Raw genomic sequence first — 20,242 nt, 5'->3', positions numbered from 1 at the left:
ACCGCGAACGGTGGCTGGGGCGGCAGGATTCGAACCTGCGCATGCGGGAATCAAAATCCCGTGCCTTAACCAGCTTGGCGACGCCCCAACAATTCGTTCCAGCGAGCCAACCGGCTCGCCATGGCTTTGCCGCAGCCCGCGGCCCTACCCGTCCTTACGACACGATTCCCCTCGCCTCGATCCGGCTCCGCGCCACGAGCAGCGGCGATGGATCGACGCCCGCCGCCACATGGGCGGTGAAGCCCCCGGGACAGCGCGAGGCGACGCCAAGCGCCGCCTCGTGGGTTCTCGTTTCCAGGAAAACGCAGCCGCCGCTGCCGGACAGGCGTGCATGACCGAAGCCTGCCAGCCAGTCGAGCGCCGCGGCCACCCGCGGATGGCGCGCACGGACCACCGGTTCGAAGGCGTTTTCCGCCGAATCCCCGGAAACAAAGGACGAAATTGTCGCCCGCGGGGCGTTACGTGTCAATTCGGGATCGGCGAACAGGGCAGCCGTGGGCACATGTTCATGGGGGTCGATCACCACGTACCAACGCCGTGGCAACGGCGTGGGAATGAGCCGTTCACCCACGCCTTCGGCCCACGCCGAGCGGCCGCGGACGAAGACCGGCACGTCGGCGCCAAGCCTCAGGCCCAACGCCGCCAGGGTGTCTTCATCCAGGCCCGTGCCCCAAAGGGTATTGAGCCCCACCAGGACGCTTGCCGCATCCGAGCTTCCGCCGCCAAGGCCGCCACCCATCGGGATGCGCTTGGACACCGCGATCTCGGCACCCAGGGCCGTACCGGTCTCCGCCGCCAGCAGGCGGGCGGCTCGGATCGTGAGGTCGGCGTCTTCGGGGACGCCGGGCACGGGCGTCGGGCGGGCGATGGCGCCATCGGCACGGATGCGCAGGCGCACCTCGTCGCCCCAGTCCAGCAGGCGGAAAACGGTCTGCAATTCGTGGTAGCCATCCTCGCGGCGTCCGACGATGCGCAGGAACAGGTTGAGCTTCGCGGGCGCGGGCCACACCGTCCAGTCACCCTCGTCCAGCGGCTCCAACTCGCGGCTCATGAACACGCGCAGGTGGTCGGGGAAGCCGTTCTCGCGGTCGCGCGCAAGGGCCCGGGCGAACACCGGCGCATGCTTGTCGACCACCCGGAACCCGTGCTTCGCGTAGAACGGCGCGTTCCAAGGAACATCGGCGAGGGTGCCGAGGTCCACACGCGTGTAACCGGCCTCGCGAGCCCAGGCGCAGGCGTGCTCCAGCAACGCGGCACCGACGCCCTGGCCACCGAAGGCGGGCAGTACGTCGATCTCGGCGATACCGATGGCGTCGGCCGCACCATCGGTGTCGAGGCAGACGAAACCGATAACCTCGTTTTCCACGGAAGCGACCCAGACCAGGCCCCGCGCGATCAGTTGACGGACGATGTCCGCCGGCAAGGCCATCTGCGAATACGACAGCCACGCCTCATGCCCGCGGAACAGTTCGACCGCCGCGCGTTCGATCGCGCACAAGTGCTCGGCATCGTCGTCGTAGGCGCGGGTGATGGTGAAATGCATGGAGGGAAGGGCCGGACCGGAAGGCGCGGAGTATACCGGCGCGCTTCGCCTGAACCGTTCGGTTACCTGCCGAAGGACCAGTCCTCGATCGACAGGCGCACCTTGTAAGGCGCTTTCTCGGCGAAGACGCGCACGGGCATCGGCGGTTGCTTCGCGGCATCCCATTGCCGGTAGTCGACCGTCCAGCCATCCTGCACCAGGCGCGACGGCAGGCGGTCCGCCCCGAAGACGATGTCCGCGGGACCGGTGTCCGCGCGCAGGCCGAGCACCCATCGCTTGAGTTCGGTCATCGGGATCTGCCAGCCCACGGCGCTGGCCATGAGCGATTCCGCGTCGGTACCGCGACGCGTGCCACCGTCCAGGCCTTCCAGTTCGGCGCCTTCCGGCCCGCCGGTGAGACGGAAGCTGCGCCCGGTGACCGGCGCTCGCACGGTGAATTCATAGCGCTCGCCGTCCTGGCGCCAGGTGAGTCCGCCGGAGCCGGAGTCCTTGCCGTCGGAAACGGAGAGCCGGCCTTGCAGGATCCAGTGATCGCTGTCGGAGAGGCTGCGTTCGCGCTGTTCCTGCATGCCGAGAGTGACGGCGTCGCCAGCCTGGTGGAGCGGCGGACGTGTGGTGGCGCAGGCGGCGAGCATGAGGGCGATCGCCGCGAGGAGTAGGAACCGGGTCATCGGTGGGGGAAAGCTCACGGGCGGGGTGGAGGCTGCGCTTCGCGGGGATCGCCGCTGAAGCGGCTCCCACAGGACGTCACTACCGAGCGAGAATCCCTGTGGGAGCCGCTTCAGCGGCGATGAACGCTTGCGGAAACCCATCAAGGATTGAGTTTCCGCTCGGTCTTCTGCAGCGCGGCGTTCTTCGGATCGATGCGGCGCACCTCGTTCAGCAGCTTGCGCGCTTCGTCGTGCTGGCCGCGGCTCCATAGCACCTCGGCCAGGTGCACGCCGATATCGGCGTCCTTGCGCTGGGCCCAGGCCCCGCGCAGGGTGCTTTCGGCCTGGTCCAGCTGGCCTTGGCGAAACTTCAGCCAACCCCACGAATCGGCCACGGAGGGATCATCCGGCCGGGCCGCGCGGGCGGCCTGTATGAGGCTCTGTGCTTCACCGAGATCGCGATCGTTGTCCGCCAGCGTATAGCCCAGCGCATTGCTGGCCTCGACGTCGCCGGGCTTCAGTTCGAGCACCTTGCGGAAATCGGCCACGGCCTGGTCGATCCGGCCGGCCTCGGCGTAGGCCAGGCCGCGGCCATAGAGCATGTCCGTGTCGTCGGGTTTCACGCGCAGCGCCTTGTCGTAGGCATCCACGGCGGCATCGAAGCGGCGCGCGTCCATGTACAGCTCGCCATCCACCGCGAACGCCTTGCGCAGTTGCTCGGGGCGATCGGCATAGGTGGTCTGCAATTCGGCCACGATCTCGTGGGCATCGTCGTCCTTGCCTTGCAGATGCAGGATCACCGCGCTGCGCACCGAGGCATCGAAGATGCGCGGGTCGTCGTCGCCCACGGCGGCGTACCAGTCGAGCGCGTCTTCCTGCTTGCCGAGCAGTTCCGCCAGTTGGCCGAGCGTGAAGGCGTTATCGGCCTGCACGTCGTCCGGCTGCTTGCGGATCTCGTCGTACAGGCGGCGGATCGCCACCTTGTCGCCGGCGCGCGCGGCCAGCGTCATGCGCATGGCATAGGTATCGCCGTTCTGCGGACCACTGGCGAGGAGTTTCGTCGCGGCCTTCTCGTCCCCGCCCTGGATCAGCAAGGTGGCGTAGGCGAGGCGCAGCCGGGGGTTCTTCGGATCCTTCGCCACGGCCTTGGCGAACAGCTTCTTCGCGCCTTCCTTGTCGCCCGCCCGGAACTTCTGCTGGCCCGCCCAGGCATAAGTGGTGCCATCGTGGAAACGGGCCAGCGCCGCGTCGCCGACGGTTTTCGCGTAGTCGTGGCGGCCCAGGTTCTCGCCGAGTTCGCTCATCGCCAGCCAGGCGGTGGAGTCGTTCGGCAGGCGCTGCGGCGTGGCGATGCGCTCGAGCAGGACACCGGCTTGGGCGGCATCGCGCGCGGTCACCAGTATCCGCCCGAATTCGCGCCATGCGTCCGGATCGCCCGTGGCGACCAGGGCCTCGAGCTGGCGCTGGGCTTCGGCCGTGTCGCCCCGGTCCAACGCCATGCGCGCCCGCCCCGCAGCCAGTTCGGCGGGCTTGGCACCCAAGGCCGCCCAGCGGTCGAGCGCCTTGCCGGCGGCCGCCTGGTCGTGCACGGCCAGGGCCAGTTCGGTGGCCCGGGCGGCCACCTTGGGGTCATCGCTGAGTGGGGCGGCCCGCCCGTAGGCTTCCGAGGCGCCCTTGAGATCGCTGGCGGCAAGGGCGAAGTCACCGGCCATCAGCTGGGCCTGGAGATCGCGCTCGGGCGGGACGATGGCCACCTGCAGGCGGTCGAGCGGTTGCACGCCCGTACGGATGGCCTTCGGCGCCTCCACGGGAGCCGTGACGCAACCGCCCAACACCGCCGCCAGCGCGGCCAGGACCACAAGATGCCGCACTTGCTTGAACTTGGACCGACCGCTCAGCACACTACTCTCCGTCATTCCCGATAGGCGTCTGCAAGCGCCCGACGCCTTGTGAGCGCACAATGCGCCCTTAGCTTAGCCGACGCCACCCAAGCCGACCCAAGCCCGTCATGCCACTCATCGCCCTCGGGCTCAATCACCTCACCGCGCCGGTCAGCCTGCGCGAGCAGGTGGCATTCGACGCCACGGTGGCACCGGGGGCGCTGGGTGACCTCACCCGGCAACCCGGGATCGAGGAGGCGATGATCCTCTCCACCTGCAACCGGACCGAGCTTTATTGCAGCGTGGCGGAAGGTTTCGAGTCGGTGCCCGGCCAGTGGCTGTCCCGGCAACACCGATTGACCCCGCAACGCCTCGACGAGTTCCTTTACCGGCACGACGAACACGATGCCGTGCGTCACATGTTCCGCGTGGCCACCGGACTCGACTCCATGGTGCTGGGCGAGCCGCAGATCCTCGGTCAGGTGAAGGACGCCTACCAGCAAGCGCGGTCGGCGCAGAGCCTGCGCGCCCCCATGGAACGGTTGCTCCAGCACACGTTCGCCGTGGCCAAGCGCGTGCGCACGGACACGCGGATCGGCGCGCATACGGTGTCCGTCGCCTATACCGCCGTGCGGCTGGCCGAACAGGTCTTCACCGACCTCCGCCAGGCCTGCGTGCTGCTGATCGGCGCCGGCGAGACGATCGAGCTGGCCGCGCGCCACCTCGCCGACAAGAGCGTGCGCCGGCTGATCGTCGCCAATCGCACCCTGGAGAACGCCCAGGAACTGGCCGGCCGGTATGGCGCCTACGCCATCTCGTTGGCCGACCTGCCCCGCCACCTCGCGGAGGCCGATATCGTCATCACCTCCACCGCCTCGCGGCAGCCGGTGGTGACCCGTCGCATGGTCGCCGACGCGATCGCCGCACGCCGGCGCCGGCCGATGTTCATGGTCGATATCGCGGTGCCGCGCGACATCGAGGCCGAGGTCGCCCAGCTCGACGACGTCTACCTCTACGGCATCGACGACCTCAAGCAGGTGATCGACGAGAACCGCCGCTCGCGCGAACTCGCGGCCCGCGAGGCGGACGCCATCATCGACCTCCAGGTCGAGCGCTACATGGCCTGGCGCCGCGCCCTGAGCCTGCGCAATCCCGCCGTGGACATGCGCATCGCCGCCGAGTCCCAGCGCGACGAGGTCCTGGCCAAGGCGCAGGCGATGCTGGCCAGGGGACGTCCCGCCGACGAAGCCCTCGCCTTCCTCGCCAACACTCTGACCAACAAGCTCCTGCATACGCCCAGCGCACGCCTGCGCGACGCGGCCATGTCCGGCGACCTCGACCTGCTCCATGCCGCCGGGCGGCTCTACGGACTGGACCCGGACGACGACGTTTCCGCATGATGTACGGCTACAGCCGGACCTCGTGCCCCGAATGACTCCCTCGATCCGCCGCAAACTCGAAGCCCTCGCCGAACGCCACGAGGAGATCGGCCTGCTGCTCGCGCAGCCGGACGTCCTCGCCGACGGCCAGCGCTTCCGCGACCTTTCGCGTGAATACGCCCAGCTCGAACCCGTCGCGCTGTCGTTGAGGGACCACGACCGGGCCGAGCGCGAACTCTCGGAATCCCGGGCGATGCTCGACGATCCCGAGATGCGCGACATGGCGGCCGACGATATCGAACGCATCGAGTCGCACCTGGCCCGGCTCGACAGCGAGTTGCAGATCCTGTTGCTGCCAAAGGACCCGCGCGACGAAGGCAACCTGTTCCTCGAAGTCCGCGCCGGCACCGGCGGCGACGAGGCGGCGATCTTCGCCGGCGACCTCTTTCGCATGTACGCGCGCTACGCCGAGCGCCAGCGCTGGCATGTGGAAATCCTGAACGCCAACGAAGGCGAACACGGCGGATACAAGGAAATCGTCGCCCGCATCGAAGGCCGCGGCGCCTATTCGAAGCTGAAGTTCGAATCGGGCACGCACCGCGTGCAGCGCGTGCCGGAAACGGAATCGCAAGGCCGCATCCATACCTCGGCGGCCACCGTCGCGATCCTGCCCGAGCAGGACGAGGTGGACGACATCGAGTTGCGCGACGCCGACCTCAAGGTGGATACCTTCCGCGCGTCCGGTGCCGGCGGCCAGCACGTCAACAAGACCGATTCGGCCATCCGCATCACCCACCTGCCCACCGGCACCGTGGTCGAGTGCCAGGACGAGCGCAGCCAGCACAAGAACCGCGCCCGTGCGATGAGCCTGTTGAAGGCGCGCCTGCTGGATGCCGAACGCAGCAAGCAGAGCGCCGCGCAGGCGGAATCGCGGCGGCTCCAGGTGGGCTCGGGCGATCGCAGCCAGCGCATCCGCACCTACAACTTCCCGCAGGGCCGGATCACCGACCATCGCATCAACCTCACCCTCTACCGCCTGACCGAGGTGATGCAGGGCGACCTCGACGAACTGATCGACACCCTCACCCGCGAACACCAGGCCGACGAGCTGCAGACGCTGACCGCGGGCGGCTAAAGGCGCGTCGTGCCACGCCAACCTTTCCTGCCGCACAATGCCCCCACCTCCCGCTCGGAACACATCGATGGGCAAGAAGAACAAGGCTTACGAAAAGGCACTCGAGGAACTGCAGGTCGAACTGGTGGGCCTCACCCGCTGGCTGCGTTCCACCGGCAAGCGCATGGTGGTGATCTTCGAAGGCCGCGACGCCGCGGGCAAGGGTGGAACGATCAAGGCGATCACCGACAAGCTCGACACACGCGCCGCGCGCGTCGTGGCACTCGGCAAGCCTTCTCCCAGCGAGAACACGCAATGGTATTTCCAGCGCTACGTGGCCCACCTGCCCCAGGCGGGTGAGCTCGTGCTGTTCGACCGCAGCTGGTACAACCGGGCCGTCGTGGAACCCACCATGGGCTTCTGCACCGACGAACAATACGAAGCCTTCATGAAGGTCTGCCCCACCTTCGAGAAGCTGCTCACCGACGACGGCATCCTGCTCTTCAAATACTGGCTTGCGGTAGACCAGGACCAGCAGGAAGTACGCTTCGCCGAACGCGCGGCGGACCCCCTGAAGCGCTGGAAGCTGTCGCCGGTCGACCTGAAGGCGAGGGAAAAATACGCCGAGATGGGCGACCTGCGCGACGCCATGATCCAGCGCACCGACACCCGGGATGCCCCCTGGTTCGTGGCCGACTTCAACGACCAGAAGACCGGACGCCTCAACCTCATCCGCCACCTGCTCGACCAGGTCCCCGACAAGATGTGCCCCGACCAGGAATTCAACCTCCCTCCGTTGAAAGGCAAGCCGAAGAAGGACAAGGTCACCCGCAAGGCGGCACGCGTACCGAAAGCCTACTGACCCGCCGTGGCGCGCCGCCGCACGGGCGCCCTGCGTGGCAGGCGCCCGTTGCGCGACAACCGCAACCATTGACGCAAGGCCAACAGGCCACCGGCCGATTCGATCATCGCCGCCGGTACCCACATGATCACGCCGCCGATCAATTGGCCGGTGAGCACGTTGAGGGTGAACGCCCGGCCGCAGATCTCGAAGATGGGATAGAGGTCGGTCTTCGAAAAAGTGACGATGGCGCCGGCCACGATCTGTGGCGTCATCGTGATCGCCGGCGACAGCACCCGCCAGCCCGGCGCCATCCGGCCGGGCGGCTTGGGCCGGTGATCGAGCACGAGCCACCAATAGGACAAGCCCGACAGCACCATCGACCAGTTCATCGCGCGATAGATGCGCCAGTCGAGCATCGCCAGGGTCTGCATGTCCGGGATCAACCAGACGAGGATCAGGGCGACGAAGAAGACCGTGACGAAGACGGGGTTGAAGGCCAGCACGGCGAACACGCGCCACGGCAGGGACCGCTGCGCCCGGCGCAGCCGTACGCGCCACGCGAGCGGCAGCCCCGCGCGCAGCGCGGTACCCGGATACGCGGCGATGAGCAGCAGCGGCGCGAGGTGGTGCAGCAACACCTGCTGGATGCGATGCATGAAGAATTCATGCTCCGCGAAATAATCGAAGTACGTATGTAGGGCAATGTAGATCATCGCCATCCCTGCCCAGAACGCGACGCGCCGCTCCATCGGCACCCGCAAGCGGCGCGACCCCCGCACGTACAGCCAGGCCGCCGCGACGAAGACGGCAAGGAAGACCCAGGAGAATTCCCAGGGCACGATCCATTTCAGCACGCCGTCGAGCACGTGCTCAGACCACGCGCCGGCTGCGCCGCGTGCGCCGCCAACCGTAGATGAGGCCGATCAGGGCGACCAGGCCCGGCACCAGCACGATATTGATGAACTTCAAGCGCAAGCCCAGGGCATCGATCTCGGCGTTGAGCTGGTGCTGCACATCGCGCAGTTCCTTGCCGATCGCCAGCTTGCGTTGCAGGTACTGCTCCACCTCGCGGCGCTGCTCGGCGGTGGCGGTCGTGGGCGTCGCGCCGTTCTTGGCCGGCTGCAATTCCGCGAGGCGGCGCTGGGTCTCGTAGAGTTCGTTCTCAAGCTCGCGCTTCTTGACCAGGAACTTGCGATCGGCGGCCGCCTGCAATGCGCGTACGCGGGTAAAGGGCCGCTGCGAATTCACCCTGCCACGAATGGAGAGGAGTGCCGTCGAGCCACCCAGGTTGTCGACGAGGTTGGCCACGAAATCGCCGTTGTTCGCGAACGGAGTGAGTTGCTGCTGGCCCAGCAGCGGTTGGACGTCGATCCACAAGCGGTCCGACAACAGGTCGGTGTCGGCCACCAGCACCACTTCGCCCGGCGCCACGGCACGGTCCAGGTGACCACGATCGCGACGCTCCGGGAAAGCGGTGCGGAAGGTGTCCCGCAGCCGCGCTGCGAGCACGTAGCGCTCGTGCGTGGGCTCGTAGTTCTCGAGCAGGCTGGTGGGATCGCCCGCGGCATCGCGCACGCGCTGCGCGGACATCACGGCGGCCTCGTCCGAGGTCTGAACCAGCGGGATCAGCCGCGCCTTGGTGTCGGTTGCGAGTTCGAAGAAACCGGCGGTGGAGAAATTCACCCGTTGCAGGCTGGCCGTCACCACATCGTCGTGATTGAGATCCTGCGTACCCAGGCCCAGCATCGCCGGATGGCCGATGCTGTTGCCGTTCAGTTCGATGGTCAATGCCTGCGAGCGGTCGAGCACGACCTTCGCCGGGTCGTAGACCACGCCCCAGGCCTCGAACAGGCGGCGCAGGTCGGAATCGTGATCGTCGACGACGCCGTGCGCATCCACCAGCGGCGCGTTGTCCATTTCCGAATCGGGATCGACGAACACGACCAGGTGACCGCCATGCAGCACGTACTGGTCGATGGCGTACTGCGCGTCGTCGGACAGGCGCTTGGGGTGGATGAGCAGCAGCACCTTCAGGGCCGGGTCGATGTGCTTCAGCCCATCCGGATCGATGCTGGTCACCTCGGCCAGCTGGTCGAGCTGCCTTATCACCGCCCAGGCGGGCTCGCCGATCACCAGGTTGCCCTCGACGGGAAGCGAACTGATGACGCCCAGCCGCGGCTTTTGCGGCATGCCCAGCTCATACAGCAGCTTGGCGATGTCGTATTCGACGAAGGATTCGCGCGCGGGATCGAAGAATGGAATCGCCTGCGGCGGCACGTCGCCCGTGCCGGCCGTGCCAACCAGGCCGAAGAACACGCGCTCACCGTTACTCCCGCCGGTGGCGGGCGCGAGGCCATAGCTCTCGGCGGCGTCCTCGTCGTCGGAATAAGGCACCGGATCGATCACCTTGAGCCGGATCCGGCCATGCGCGCGAACCGCGATCTCACGCAGCATCTCGTGCACCCGCTGCTCATAGCTGCGCAACTGCGGCAGGTCGCGGGTCGCGTGCTCGGAAAAATACAGGGTGAGGGTGAGCGGCTTGCGCAGGCTGTCGACGATGTCCTGCGTACCCGGCGTCAACGTATAGATGCGGTCGGCCGTGAGATCGATGCGCGCCGTGCGCAAGGACATGGAACTGATCGCGATGGCCACAAGGAAGAGGCCAGCGATGCCGAAGAGCGACAGACGCAGGAGGAAGGAACGCGAGAGGTGGAAATGGCGCATCGTCAACGCGTCCGCTTCAGGTCGAGCACGACCACGCTGGCCGCCAGCCAGGCGGTGATCGTGGCGAAGAAGTAGACGAGATCACGCAGGTCGAGCACGCCCCGCGCGATGGCGTTGGCATGCCGCGCGATGCTCAGCTGCCCCATCGCACCGATCAGCTTGGGTGGCACGGAGTCCTGGAAGAAATCCAGCACCTGCGGTTGGCCGATGAGCAAAAGCACGAAGCAGACCGCGGCGGTGAGGATAAAGGCGATGATCTGGCTACGGGTCGCGGTGGACATACAGGTGCCGATCGCGATGAAGGCGCCGGCCATGAGCCAGCTACCCACGTAGCCGGCCATGACGACGCCGTTGTCCGGGTCACCGAGGTAGTTCACCGTGATCCAGATCGGAAAGGTCAGCACGAGGCAGATACCGATGAACGCCCACGCGGCAAGGAACTTGCCCAGCACGGCCTGGGAGATCGTCACGGGCAGCGAGAACAGCAATTCGAGCGTCCCGGACGCGCGCTCCTCGGCCCACATGGACATCGTCACCGCCGGGACCAGCACGAGGTACAACCAGGGATGCATGTCGAAGAACGGCTGCAGGTCGGCCAGGCCGCGATCGTAGAAATCGCCGGTGTAGAAGGTGAGCAGACCGGCCAGCACGAGGAAGATCACCATGAAGACATAGGCCACCGGCGTGACGAAGTAGCCCCAGAGTTCGCGTCGCGCGATCGCCAGCACCGCGCTCATGCCTGCGCCCCGCGTGGCTGCGTGGTGATCTGCCGGAAGACCTCGTCGAGACGGCCCCGCTCGAGCTGGATCTCGGAGACCTCCAGGTTCTGTGTGCGCAACAAGGCCTGTACCTCGTCGAGGATCGGTTGCCCGGCACGGGGGAATACCGTGACCCGGCCGTCGAGTGGATCGACTTCCACGTTCGCCACGTTGGGGATGCGCGCCAGCATCTCGCGCGACACCGCGCTGCCCGCGGCGCTGAAGGAAACCGCGCCGTGGTAGCGCGAACGGGCCTCCAGTTCCGCCGGCGTGGCATCGGCGAGCAAGCGGCCATTGGCGATGATCGCCACGCGGTTGCACAGGGCGTGCACTTCTTCGAGCAGATGGGTGGAGATGAGGATCGTGCGCTCACGCGCCATCGCGTCGATCAACATGCGTACCGAGTGCTTCTGGTTGGGATCGAGGCCGTCGGTCGGTTCGTCGAGCATCAGCACCGGCGGATCGTGCAGGATCGCCTGCGCCAGGCCGACGCGGCGGCGAAGACCCTTCGAGAGCGTGCCGATGGTCTGCTCGAGCACATCCTCCAATTCCAGCCGCATCACCACTTCGTCGAAGCGTCGAAACGCGACATCGCGTTCCAGTCCGCGCACACGGATCATGAAGACCAGGAACTCGCGGATCGTCATCTCGCCGTAGCTGGGGGCGCCTTCGGGCAGGTAGCCCAGGGCACGCTTGGCCGCGAGGGGCGCCTTGCGCACGTCGTGGCCGCACACGCGCGCGGTGCCCGAGGTGGGCGTGAGGAAACCCGCGATCATGCGCATGGCCGTGGACTTGCCCGCGCCGTTGGGGCCGAGAAGGCCGAGCACCTGTCCCGGTTCGGCGCTCAGGCTCAGCGAATCGACCGCGGTCAGCGGGCCATAGCAGCGGGTAAGTCGTTCGGCTTCGATCATCGGCTGGCAGTGTAGCTGTAGCTGTGGAATCGCCGACAGGGTCGGCTCCCACCGGGGCTGTCGTGTAATGGCAGGAGCTTGCTCTGGTGGACCCTCTCTTATGGAGGTTGCTCTTGTGGCCCCCGCTCTTGTGGGAGCCGACCTTGTCGGCGATCCCGCGGCAGCGGGCCAGTCCTTCGCCAGCACCCATCGCCGCTGAAGCGGCTCCCACAGGGACTCGCTCCCACGGAAATTCGCTCCCGCACGAAGCGGCCCCCTTACGACAGACCATAAAAAAGCCCCGCCGTTTCCGGCGGGGCTTTTCCGTCTTTGCGTCAGCGCGATTTACTGCGCCGCGGCGGCCGTGCTGGCCGGCGCCGGCGCGGTGCCCGCAGGCGCGGGAGCCGAGGACGAACCGGCGGGAGCCGCTTCCTCCAGGCCCGGCTGCTTCATGCCGGCTTCCTGTTCCGGGGTCTGATCCGGCACGTCGCCCTGCAGCGGCAGGTAGATCTCGAACTTCTGCTCGTCGTAGCCCTCGATCGTGCCCTTGTTGTTCACCGGCGCCTTCACCTGGATGTCGTAGGCGCGGTAGGTCACGTCGTCGTACTTGTAGCCGTGGGTCTGCGAGTAGGCCGCCAGCATCTGGCGGGTCTGCGGCAGGCCGGCACCGGTGCCGTTCCACTCGGCCTTGAGGGCCTTGCCACCAAAGGCGAGCACGGCCTTGACGTTGCCGTCGACGATGATGCGGCCGTACTTGTCCTTGCTGCCCGGCGCAGCCGAATCGGCGGCGGCGGGCGCGGCGGCGGTCGACGCCTCGGCCGGCGCGGCGGCGTCGAGCGACGGACGCTGGGCGGCGGTGATCTCGACATCCTGGCCGTTGAGCTTCAGCGTGGTCGAATCGATCTCGGCGGCGACATCGAACGTGTAGTTCTGGTCGCCCCAGTTCGTGGTGAAGGTGATGCGCGGACTGACGATGTTCACGCCCAGCTTCTTCGCCGCGGCCTGGATCTCGGCCATCGCCTTGTCCGACGCGGTGTCGACGTCGTCGAGCGTGCGCGGTGCGGTGGTGGAGACGAACAGGATCGGCTTGGCAGGCTGGTCCGCGATCGACGGCACCATCTTGTTGTAGTCGATGTTCGGGATCGCCGCCATCAGGTTCTGCAGGTTGGACAGGCTGAACTGGATCAGCGCGTCCGGATCGCCGTGGATATAGAGATTGGAGAAGCGGCTGATCAGGTTGAAGCCGTACGAGACATCGTACGACCAGTTCACCTTCACGAGCTTCTGGCTGCGGCCGGTACGCTCGAGTTTGATGGTGAACTTCTTGTCCTCACCACGCCAGGCGTTGTCGAGGTTCCAGACGATGGTGCCTTTTCCCGCATCGGAGATCTGGGCAAAGCCCGGATCGATCGAGGCGATCTCCAGCGAGCCGTCGCCGACCTTGGGGTCGCCGGCCTTCCAGGCGATCTTGGCGCCCGGGCCATAGGCCTTGCCGGACAACTCGAACTGCACCTTGGGGTCGAACGACCGCAGTACGGTGTAGTCAGGGAAGCGGCGGAAGTTGCTGAAAACGTCGTAAACCTGACGCAAGTCCTTGCTGATCAGCATTTCGCGCTCGACATGTCCAGTCGAGGGCATAGCTACGCCGACCACGACACCGAGTACGGCGACGATGACGAGGGCGACAATAAATTCTAACAGACGCGTCATTCCACGGTTCTCCGAACGTCTTACGAACAGGTTCCACGCGCGGCCATGGACGCCGTGCGCTCACCCCTGAAGAATCGGCCCGTGGCAGGGGTTCGCCCGCGCCGAAAGAGCCGATGGTACTTGCTCGCGACGGCGAACGCCATTGGGTCCCCTGCCCTTTTTCGCAAGCGCGCACAAGCGGATTTTCGGCCGGAGTGGCGGGCTTCGTACCGAACGGTCAGCGCGGACTCAGACGATTCCCAGCTCCAGGGCCTTCAGGACGGCGCGGGTACGGTCGCGGACGCCCAGCTTCGAAAGGATATTGGAGACGTGGTTCTTCACCGTGCCCTCGGCCACCCGCAGGGAATTGGCGATCTCCTTGTTGCTGTAGCCGCCAGAGAGCAGCCGCAGGATCTCGGTCTCACGTTCGGTGAGCGGATCGGGCTGCTCCAGGCTGGAGAACTGGTTCTGGATCCGGCCCACGCCGGCCAGGAGCCGCTGGGTCACCATGGGCGCCACCAGCGAACCACCTGCCGCGACGGTGCGTACGGCCTCCACCAGCTGGTCGAGCGACACATCCTTGAGGAGATAGCCGCGCGCGCCCGCCTTCAGGCCGGCCAGCACCAGCTGGTCGTCGTCGAAGGTGGTGAGGATGATGGTCGGCGGCAGTTCGTTACGTCCACCCAGGGCCTGGAGCACCTCGAGGCCGCTCATGTTCGGCATGCGCAGGTCGAGCAGGACCACGTCAGGCCGCACCTGGGGAATGGTCTGCACCGCCTGCGCGCCATCGGCGCATTCCGCGACGACACGAATGTCGCCGGCGAGGTCGAGCAGGGAACGAATGCCCTGGCGAACCAGGTTCTGATCGTCGACTAGGCAGACGGAGATCATGGGAGATCCTCGGAAGGAACGGAGAGTTTGGCACGCGACGCATCGCTGGGCTCGTCGTCGAGCAAGGGATCGAGAACGGGCCTCGGCGGCGCGTGCGCCAGGGTGGATTCCTCGCCCAGCGGCAGGCGCGCGGTAAGCGCGAAACCGCCGGCGGGGTCGGTACGAAAGGTGACGCTGCCGCCGAACTCGGCCAGGCGCTCGCGCATGCCGGTGAGACCGTTGCCCGGGCGGAACTCGCCACTACCGCGGCCATCGTCGCGGGCATCGAGACAGAGTTCGTCCGGGCCGGTATGGCGGAAGGTGAGCCACAGGTGGCGCGCGTTGGCGTGGCGCACGGTGTTGGTGAGGATTTCCTGCACGCAGCGCAGCAACATCTGCGCGCGGCGCGGGTCCTCGACACCGAAGCGTGGCGGTACGCTCAGCCGCACGTCGAGGCCGGGCACTCCTTCCGTGAGGCTGCGCAAGGCCTGGGTGAGGTCGATGGCATCGTCCTGGCGCAGTTCGCTCACCACTTCGCGGACATCCGCCAACAATTGCTTGGCCGTGCTCTGTGCCTTCAGCACGTGCTCGCGGGCGGTGTCGTTGGTCAGGTGGCTGGCCACTTCCAGGTTCAGGCTGAGGGCCGTGAGGTGGTGGCCGACCAGGTCGTGCAGGTCCCGGGCGATGCGCATCCGCTCCGCGATGCGGGTGGATTCCGCCAGCAAGGCTCGGGTGGCGCGCAGTTCCGAGTTCAACCGGCGCAACTCCTCCCGCTCGTCGGCCTGCTGGCTGGCGACCATCGAGGTGATGAAGACCAGGGCCGAGAAGCCGAAATACAGGCAGGCCTGCATCAACGACTGGATGAACGAAAAGCCCGGCACCTCCAGGAACACCGGAACGAGGGCCAGGTGGGCCACGACCATCCAGGCGATGCCCATCGGCAGGCTTACCAGCCAGGGCACCACCGTCGCCACGATGATCAGCAGCAGGGCCGCCACGCCGCTCTTGCTCAGCACGCCGATCGCCAGCGCGGTACCCGTGAGGATCACCAGCACGGCCACCCGGGTCGCGCCATCCACGCGCGAACCGAGGTTGCGGGTGAGCAGCCAGTACACCAGCCCGAAGACGAGGTAGCAGGCCGTCCACGACAGCAACGCCACATCGCCGATCTGCCCGGGCTCATGGCCGGCGCGCTGCATCGACAGCGGCAGCCCAACGCACAGGAAGACGAAGTACGTGGCGTACCTGAGCAGGCGGACGTGATTGAACTGGACCTTGGACATGCCCGCATCATAGGGCTTCACGCGGTCCGCACCACCTGACTGAAGTCACGTGCTCGCCCACGGCAAACACCGGCTTTACAACGGTTTTACATCCACACGGCGCTCCCCGGCGAGGCCGGAGCGTGCCATAATGCCGCGCATTCGACGGCCCGGGGGTCGTCTTTTTCCAGAACACTCAAGCGGAGCAACGAATGGCCCTTGCCATCCGCGACGTGTGCGAGCACGACCTGGATGCCGTGCTGGCACTCAACAACGAGGCAGGCACCGGCATCCTCGCCACGGACCTCGCCCGCCTGCGCCACCTTTACGAAATCGCCCACTACTTCCGTGTCGCCGAACAGGATGGCCGCATCCTCGGTTTCCTGATCGCCATGCGTCCCGACGCCGAATACGACAGCCCGAACTTCCGCTGGTTCCAGGCCCATTACGAAAGCTTCGTGTACATCGATCGCATCGTGATCGCGTCCGAATCGCGCGGCCATGGGCTGGGCCGGATCTTTTATTGCGATGTGCAGAGCTATGCCGAGGTACGTGTGCCACTTTTGACCTGCGAGGTCTTCCTCGAACCACGCAACGACCAGACCGTGCTGTTCCACGGCACCATGGGCTTCCAGGAAGTCGGCCAGCAGAAAATGGGCCGTACCGGGCCCAAGGTGAGCCTGCTCGCCCGCGAGCTGCCCAGTTTTCCCTTCGTGCGCGAGCGCTACCTAGAACAGGGTGGCCTGCCCGCCGTGGAATGGCTGGCCGAACGCCGCCGTCCGATCGACAGCGCAGGGGTGGCCGCGTGAGCGCCCGCGCCGAATCCCTCGAAGCGGCCTGCGACCTGCGCTTCGGCCAGGTCGGCATCGCCTGCGTGCGGGTGCGCCGCGTCGACGCCGCCGCCCTGGTGGAGGAACTGGAGCGCCGCGTGCGCGCCGCGCCGCAGATGTTCTCCCGCGCCGCGGTGGTGCTCGATCTCTCGCATCTTTCGAAGCTGCCGGACGACGGCATGGTCGACGCCCTGCTCGAAGCCATCCGCAGCGCCGGCATGCTGCCCGTGGGCATCGCCTACGGCACCAGCGAGACCGAAGCCCTCGCCGAGCGCATGGGCCTGCCCCTGATCGCCAAGTTCCGCGCGCAGTACGAGCCCGGCCAGGGCGAAACGCCGCCGGCCGAGCCCGCCAGAACCCGGGCGGAACCCAAGCGTGGCACGGCGCCGGCCGAGCCCGCCGTCGAAAGCGGCGGCACCGTCACCGCGCAGCACCACGGCGGCAGCACCGTGCGCTCCGGCCAGCAGGTCTACGCCCGCGACCGCGACCTCGTGGTGACCGCCACCGTCGCCAACGGCGCCGAGGTGATCGCCGACGGTTCCATCCACATCTACGGCAGCCTGCGTGGCCGCGCCATGGCCGGCGCGCAGGGTGACGAATCCGCACGCATCTATTGTTCCGACTTCCGCGCCGAACTGGTCGCGATCGCCGGGCACTACCGCGTATTCGAAGACATGCCCAAGGAATTCGAAGGCCAGCCCGTGCAATGCTGGCTCGACAATGGAAAACTCATGATCGCGCGGCTGTGACGCAGCCGCCGTCGCTGGCAACACTCGGAGACATCTCTTGACTGAAATCATCGTCGTCACCTCGGGCAAGGGCGGAGTCGGCAAGACCACCACCAGCGCCTCCCTCGCCACCGGCCTCGCCATGCAGGGCAAGAAGGTGGCCGTCATCGACTTCGACGTCGGCTTGCGCAACCTCGACCTCATCATGGGTTGCGAGCGCCGCGTGGTGTACGACTTCGTCAATGTCGTGCACGGCGAAGCCACCCTCAAGCAGTCGCTGATCAAGGACAAGCGCCACGAGAACCTCTTCGTGCTCGCCGCCTCGCAAACGCGCGACAAGGACGCCCTGACCCAGGAAGGCGTCGAGAAAGTTCTCGACGAACTGGCGAAGGAAAACTTCGATTTCGTCGTCTGCGACTCGCCGGCCGGCATCGAGAAGGGCGCGCACCTGGCGATGTACTTCGCCGATCACGCCGTGGTCGTGGTCAACCCGGAAGTCTCCTCCGTGCGCGACTCGGACCGCATCCTCGGCCTGCTCTCGAGCAAGACCCGCCGCGCCGAAAAGGGTGAAGCGCCGATCAAGCAGCACCTGCTGCTCACCCGTTACAACCCCAACCGCGTCGAAGCCGGCGAGATGCTCAGCGTCAAGGACGTCGAGGAGATCCTCGGCATCTCCGTGGTCGGCGTCATCCCGGAGTCGGAAAACGTGCTCGCCGCGTCCAACGCCGGCGTACCGGTGATCCTCGACGACAACTCGAACGCCGGCGCCGCCTACAAGGACACCGTCGCCCGCATCCTCGGCGAAGAGCGTCCGCTTCGCTTCCTAGAGCCGGTCAAGAAGGGCTTCCTCAAGCGCGTCTTCGGAGGTTGAGCATGGGTATCCTCGATTTCCTGAAGCGCAAGCCCGAAGCGACCGCGGGCGTGGCCAAGGAACGCCTGCGCATCATCGTCGCCCAGGAGCGCTCGACGCGCGGCGGTCCCGATTACCTGCCGCTGCTGCGCAACGAGCTGCTCGAAGTCATCCGCAAGTACGTGAACGTCGATGTCGAGGCGGTCAACGTCAGCCTCGAACGCGACAGTGGCCACGAGGTGCTGGAGCTTTCCGTCGCCCTGCCCGATGGCAAGGTCGTGGGCAAGCCGGCCGCCTCGGCCAGCTGATCCACCCATGGGCGACCATCCGGCCGGGGCCGCCACGCCGCCCGGCACCGATCCCGCCGACGCCGTCCTGCGCGTCGGCGAGATCGGTTTCGACGAGCCGCGCACCCTGCTTGCACGCCATGGCCTCGAACTCGTGGCCATCGCCGACGGCGAAGCCATTCCCGGCAGTTTCTGGGGTGACACCGAGGCCGGCATCATCGGCACGACGGTCTATGCCCGCGCCGATACGCCGGTGCACTCGCTGCTCCACGAAGCCTGCCACCTCCTCGTGCTTCCCGAGGAGAAACGCGCACTGGTGCACACGGATGCCACCGACTCCATCGAAGAAGAAGACGCCACCTGCTACCTGCAGATCGTCCTCGCCGGCCACCTGCCCTCGGTAGGTTCCGCGCGACTCATGGAAGACATGGACCGCTGGGGCTACACCTACCGCCTCGGCTCCACCCGTGCCTGGTTCGAACACGACGCCGCCGAAGCACAGGCGTTCCTTCGCGCACGTGGCCTGCCCGTCGGCTGATCGACCGGGGAGCCGCTTAAGGTGGGAGCCGACCCTGTCGGCGATGGATGCCTGCGGTAATCTTGCCCGCTGCCGCGGGATCGCCGACAAGGTCGGCTCCCACCGAGCCGCGGCGTTCGAGGTGGACATAAGAAACCCAGGCGGCCAGTCCAAGCAGGCAGAGCGACGTGGCGCCTATGCCGAGAGTCAGCATGCCGCCCGAGAGCGCCGGCGAAAGCACGCCCGCGACCAATGCCGTGAGGATCAGGCTGCCGAAGGCCTGCACCGATGACACGCCGCCGCGTTGCTCGGGAAAGCGATCGAGCAGGAGCAGGGTCAGCGTGGGGAAGGCCAGTTGCACGCCACAGCCGTAGAGCACCAGCGGCACCGTCGACCATGGCACGCGTGGGGCATCCAGTGTCAACGCAAGGACCAGGTTGATGGCGCAGGAGGACAGCATCGCCGTATAGCCCCACGCGACGGTCCGCGCCGCGCTCACCCGCCCCGCCACCCGGCCGGAGATGAAGGCACCCGTGACCATGCCCGTCACCACGGGCGCGAACAGCCAGGGAAATCCGTCCGCGCCCAGGTGGAGCAGGTCACGGATCACGTGAGGCGCCGAGGCGATGTAGAGGAACAACCCGGCGAAATTCACCGAACTCGCCAGCGCCAGTGGCCAGAACGGCAGGTCGTGGGCGATGCGCAGGTAGCCGGCAAGCAGCGGACGCGGACGAAACACCGTGCGCCGATCCCCGGGGTGCGATTCCACCAGGAAATACGCGACGCCGAGGGTCAGCGCCGTCGTGAACGCCGACAGGGCCCAGAAGATGCCGCGCCAGCCGTCGATGCCGAGCAGCCAGGCACCCACGATGGGAGCGATCGCCGGCGCGATGCCGAAGATCATCATCACCTTGGACATCATCCGTTGCGCTTCCTCGCCGTGCATCGTGTCGCGGACCACGGCGCGGCCCACCACGATGCCGGCGCCGCCGCACATGCCTTGCAACACGCGGCAGCACAGGAGGAAAGTGAAGCTCGGGGCCAGCGCGGCACCCACCGAGGCGACGGTGTAGATGGCCATGGCCGTGACGATCACGGGCTTGCGTCCATAGGCGTCGGAAAGCGCGCCGTGGAACAGGCTCATCACCGCATAGGCGAGCAGGTACACGCTGAGCAACTGCTGCAAGGCGACGTCGCCCACGCCGAAGTCGCGACCGATATCCGGAAAGCCTGGAAAGATGGCATCGATCGAGAATGGCCCGATCATCGACAGGGCCGCGAGCAATAACGGCAAATGGCGACGCGGATCGCGGGTCGCGGAGGACATGGTCCTGCAAGGCCGTGCGGGGGAAGTCTTGCGAGTATAGCGGCTGGAGGCCAGGCGCTCGCCGTCGGGCAGGCGAAGGCCCATAATCGATCCATCGATC

At 66.9% G+C, this 20,242-nt stretch carries 19 protein-coding genes and 1 tRNA gene; 8 read left to right on the top strand and 12 right to left on the bottom strand.

Annotation, left to right across the window (positions count from 1 at the left end; genetic code table 11):
* Positions 1-11: 11 nt before the first annotated feature.
* The 4 genes from J2T07_RS10770 to J2T07_RS10755 form a co-directional block, all read right to left on the bottom strand.
* Positions 12-88: transfer RNA gene (locus tag J2T07_RS10770), tRNA-Gln, on the bottom strand.
* A gap of 66 nt (positions 89-154) precedes the next feature.
* Complete coding sequence (gene ispE / locus J2T07_RS10765) at positions 155-1,543, bottom strand: 4-(cytidine 5'-diphospho)-2-C-methyl-D-erythritol kinase (protein ID WP_306849804.1); 1,389 nt, start codon at positions 1,541-1,543, stop codon at positions 155-157.
* Between the two features lie 62 nt (positions 1,544-1,605).
* Positions 1,606-2,214 carry a lipoprotein insertase outer membrane protein LolB gene (gene lolB, locus J2T07_RS10760; protein WP_306849802.1) on the bottom strand — a complete coding sequence of 203 codons (609 nt, stop codon included), beginning with the start codon at positions 2,212-2,214 and terminating at the stop codon, positions 1,606-1,608.
* 140 nt (positions 2,215-2,354) lie between these two features.
* Positions 2,355-4,094 (bottom strand): tetratricopeptide repeat protein, encoded by a 1,740-nt coding sequence (locus tag J2T07_RS10755; RefSeq protein ID WP_306849800.1) that lies wholly within the window; start codon positions 4,092-4,094, stop codon positions 2,355-2,357.
* A 107-nt stretch (positions 4,095-4,201) separates the two neighbouring features.
* Here J2T07_RS10755 and hemA point away from each other — a divergent pair, with 107 nt between their 5' ends.
* The 3 genes from hemA to ppk2 all read left to right on the top strand — a co-directional run bounded on the left by hemA (position 4,202) and on the right by ppk2 (position 7,428).
* Positions 4,202-5,473: a glutamyl-tRNA reductase gene (gene hemA, locus J2T07_RS10750; protein WP_306849798.1), complete on the top strand. Its 1,272-nt coding sequence runs from the start codon at positions 4,202-4,204 to the stop codon at positions 5,471-5,473.
* A 31-nt stretch (positions 5,474-5,504) separates the two neighbouring features.
* The gene (prfA, locus tag J2T07_RS10745) at positions 5,505-6,587 is read left to right on the top strand and encodes a peptide chain release factor 1 (protein ID WP_306849796.1); all 1,083 of its coding nucleotides are present in this window, start codon (positions 5,505-5,507) and stop codon (positions 6,585-6,587) included.
* Positions 6,588-6,654: 67 nt separating this feature from the next.
* Entirely contained in the window at positions 6,655-7,428 is a 774-nt protein-coding gene (gene ppk2, locus J2T07_RS10740) for a polyphosphate kinase 2 (protein WP_306849794.1), read from the top strand.
* Here the strand turns inward: ppk2 and J2T07_RS10735 are convergent.
* The 7 genes from J2T07_RS10735 to J2T07_RS10705 form a co-directional block, all read right to left on the bottom strand.
* On the bottom strand, positions 7,422-8,264 hold the full coding sequence (locus tag J2T07_RS10735) for a cytochrome c oxidase assembly protein (protein WP_430539345.1): 843 nt from the start codon (positions 8,262-8,264) through the stop codon (positions 7,422-7,424). The two genes, ppk2 and J2T07_RS10735, sit on opposite strands and share 7 nt — an antisense overlap.
* 16 nt (positions 8,265-8,280) lie before the next feature.
* Positions 8,281-10,134 (bottom strand): GldG family protein, encoded by a 1,854-nt coding sequence (locus J2T07_RS10730; RefSeq protein ID WP_306849790.1) that lies wholly within the window; start codon positions 10,132-10,134, stop codon positions 8,281-8,283.
* Between the two features lie 2 nt (positions 10,135-10,136).
* Positions 10,137-10,871 (bottom strand): ABC transporter permease subunit, encoded by a 735-nt coding sequence (locus J2T07_RS10725; protein WP_306849787.1) that lies wholly within the window; start codon positions 10,869-10,871, stop codon positions 10,137-10,139.
* On the bottom strand, positions 10,868-11,803 hold the full coding sequence (locus J2T07_RS10720; RefSeq protein ID WP_306849786.1) for an ABC transporter ATP-binding protein: 936 nt from the start codon (positions 11,801-11,803) through the stop codon (positions 10,868-10,870). Before J2T07_RS10720 ends, J2T07_RS10725 begins: the two co-directional genes overlap by 4 nt.
* 324 nt (positions 11,804-12,127) lie before the next feature.
* The gene (locus J2T07_RS10715; protein WP_306849784.1) at positions 12,128-13,492 is read right to left on the bottom strand and encodes a polyketide cyclase; all 1,365 of its coding nucleotides are present in this window, start codon (positions 13,490-13,492) and stop codon (positions 12,128-12,130) included.
* Between the two features lie 228 nt (positions 13,493-13,720).
* Positions 13,721-14,362: a response regulator gene (locus tag J2T07_RS10710; RefSeq protein ID WP_306849782.1), complete on the bottom strand. Its 642-nt coding sequence runs from the start codon at positions 14,360-14,362 to the stop codon at positions 13,721-13,723.
* On the bottom strand, positions 14,359-15,624 hold the full coding sequence (locus tag J2T07_RS10705) for a sensor histidine kinase (protein WP_306850675.1): 1,266 nt from the start codon (positions 15,622-15,624) through the stop codon (positions 14,359-14,361). The genes J2T07_RS10710 and J2T07_RS10705 overlap by 4 nt, the downstream gene beginning before the upstream one ends.
* A 191-nt stretch (positions 15,625-15,815) precedes the next feature.
* Between J2T07_RS10705 and J2T07_RS10700 the strand changes: the two genes are divergently transcribed.
* From J2T07_RS10700 to J2T07_RS10680, 5 genes are read left to right on the top strand one after another with little or no spacing between them, the layout of a single operon-like run.
* Complete coding sequence (locus J2T07_RS10700; RefSeq protein ID WP_306849780.1) at positions 15,816-16,412, top strand: GNAT family N-acetyltransferase; 597 nt, start codon at positions 15,816-15,818, stop codon at positions 16,410-16,412.
* Complete coding sequence (minC, locus tag J2T07_RS10695) at positions 16,409-17,182, top strand: septum site-determining protein MinC (protein ID WP_306849778.1); 774 nt, start codon at positions 16,409-16,411, stop codon at positions 17,180-17,182. The genes J2T07_RS10700 and minC overlap by 4 nt, the downstream gene beginning before the upstream one ends.
* A gap of 37 nt (positions 17,183-17,219) precedes the next feature.
* Positions 17,220-18,032 (top strand): septum site-determining protein MinD, encoded by an 813-nt coding sequence (minD, locus tag J2T07_RS10690; protein ID WP_306849776.1) that lies wholly within the window; start codon positions 17,220-17,222, stop codon positions 18,030-18,032.
* Between the two features lie 2 nt (positions 18,033-18,034).
* Entirely contained in the window at positions 18,035-18,319 is a 285-nt protein-coding gene (gene minE, locus J2T07_RS10685) for a cell division topological specificity factor MinE (RefSeq protein ID WP_306849774.1), read from the top strand.
* Between the two features lie 7 nt (positions 18,320-18,326).
* On the top strand, positions 18,327-18,836 hold the full coding sequence (locus J2T07_RS10680) for a hypothetical protein (RefSeq protein ID WP_306849772.1): 510 nt from the start codon (positions 18,327-18,329) through the stop codon (positions 18,834-18,836).
* A gap of 16 nt (positions 18,837-18,852) precedes the next feature.
* On the opposite strand, the gene J2T07_RS10675 is transcribed toward J2T07_RS10680, so the two are convergent.
* Complete coding sequence (locus J2T07_RS10675) at positions 18,853-20,142, bottom strand: multidrug effflux MFS transporter (protein WP_306849769.1); 1,290 nt, start codon at positions 20,140-20,142, stop codon at positions 18,853-18,855.
* Between the last annotated feature and the right edge of the window lie 100 nt (positions 20,143-20,242).

Source organism: Luteibacter jiangsuensis, assembly GCF_030812295.1.
GTDB lineage: Bacteria > Pseudomonadota > Gammaproteobacteria > Xanthomonadales > Rhodanobacteraceae > Luteibacter > Luteibacter jiangsuensis_A.
The sequence above is the reverse complement of the archived record's forward strand: the minus strand, read 5'-3'. Positions and strand labels throughout refer to the sequence as shown.

What these genes read in the sequence shown, in the direction of transcription:
- ispE (WP_306849804.1), bottom strand. Translation starts at nt 1,543, where the DNA reads ATGCATTTCACCATCACCCGCGCCTACGACGACGATGCCGAGCACTTG.
- lolB (WP_306849802.1), bottom strand. Translation starts at nt 2,214, where the DNA reads ATGACCCGGTTCCTACTCCTCGCGGCGATCGCCCTCATGCTCGCCGCC.
- hemA (WP_306849798.1), top strand. Translation starts at nt 4,202, where the DNA reads ATGCCACTCATCGCCCTCGGGCTCAATCACCTCACCGCGCCGGTCAGC.
- prfA (WP_306849796.1), top strand. Translation starts at nt 5,505, where the DNA reads ATGACTCCCTCGATCCGCCGCAAACTCGAAGCCCTCGCCGAACGCCAC.
- ppk2 (WP_306849794.1), top strand. Translation starts at nt 6,655, where the DNA reads ATGGGCAAGAAGAACAAGGCTTACGAAAAGGCACTCGAGGAACTGCAG.
- J2T07_RS10730 (WP_306849790.1), bottom strand. Translation starts at nt 10,134, where the DNA reads ATGCGCCATTTCCACCTCTCGCGTTCCTTCCTCCTGCGTCTGTCGCTC.
- J2T07_RS10725 (WP_306849787.1), bottom strand. Translation starts at nt 10,871, where the DNA reads ATGAGCGCGGTGCTGGCGATCGCGCGACGCGAACTCTGGGGCTACTTC.
- J2T07_RS10720 (WP_306849786.1), bottom strand. Translation starts at nt 11,803, where the DNA reads ATGATCGAAGCCGAACGACTTACCCGCTGCTATGGCCCGCTGACCGCG.
- J2T07_RS10715 (WP_306849784.1), bottom strand. Translation starts at nt 13,492, where the DNA reads ATGACGCGTCTGTTAGAATTTATTGTCGCCCTCGTCATCGTCGCCGTA.
- J2T07_RS10710 (WP_306849782.1), bottom strand. Translation starts at nt 14,362, where the DNA reads ATGATCTCCGTCTGCCTAGTCGACGATCAGAACCTGGTTCGCCAGGGC.
- J2T07_RS10705 (WP_306850675.1), bottom strand. Translation starts at nt 15,624, where the DNA reads ATGTCCAAGGTCCAGTTCAATCACGTCCGCCTGCTCAGGTACGCCACG.
- J2T07_RS10700 (WP_306849780.1), top strand. Translation starts at nt 15,816, where the DNA reads ATGGCCCTTGCCATCCGCGACGTGTGCGAGCACGACCTGGATGCCGTG.
- minE (WP_306849774.1), top strand. Translation starts at nt 18,035, where the DNA reads ATGGGTATCCTCGATTTCCTGAAGCGCAAGCCCGAAGCGACCGCGGGC.
- J2T07_RS10680 (WP_306849772.1), top strand. Translation starts at nt 18,327, where the DNA reads ATGGGCGACCATCCGGCCGGGGCCGCCACGCCGCCCGGCACCGATCCC.
- J2T07_RS10675 (WP_306849769.1), bottom strand. Translation starts at nt 20,142, where the DNA reads ATGTCCTCCGCGACCCGCGATCCGCGTCGCCATTTGCCGTTATTGCTC.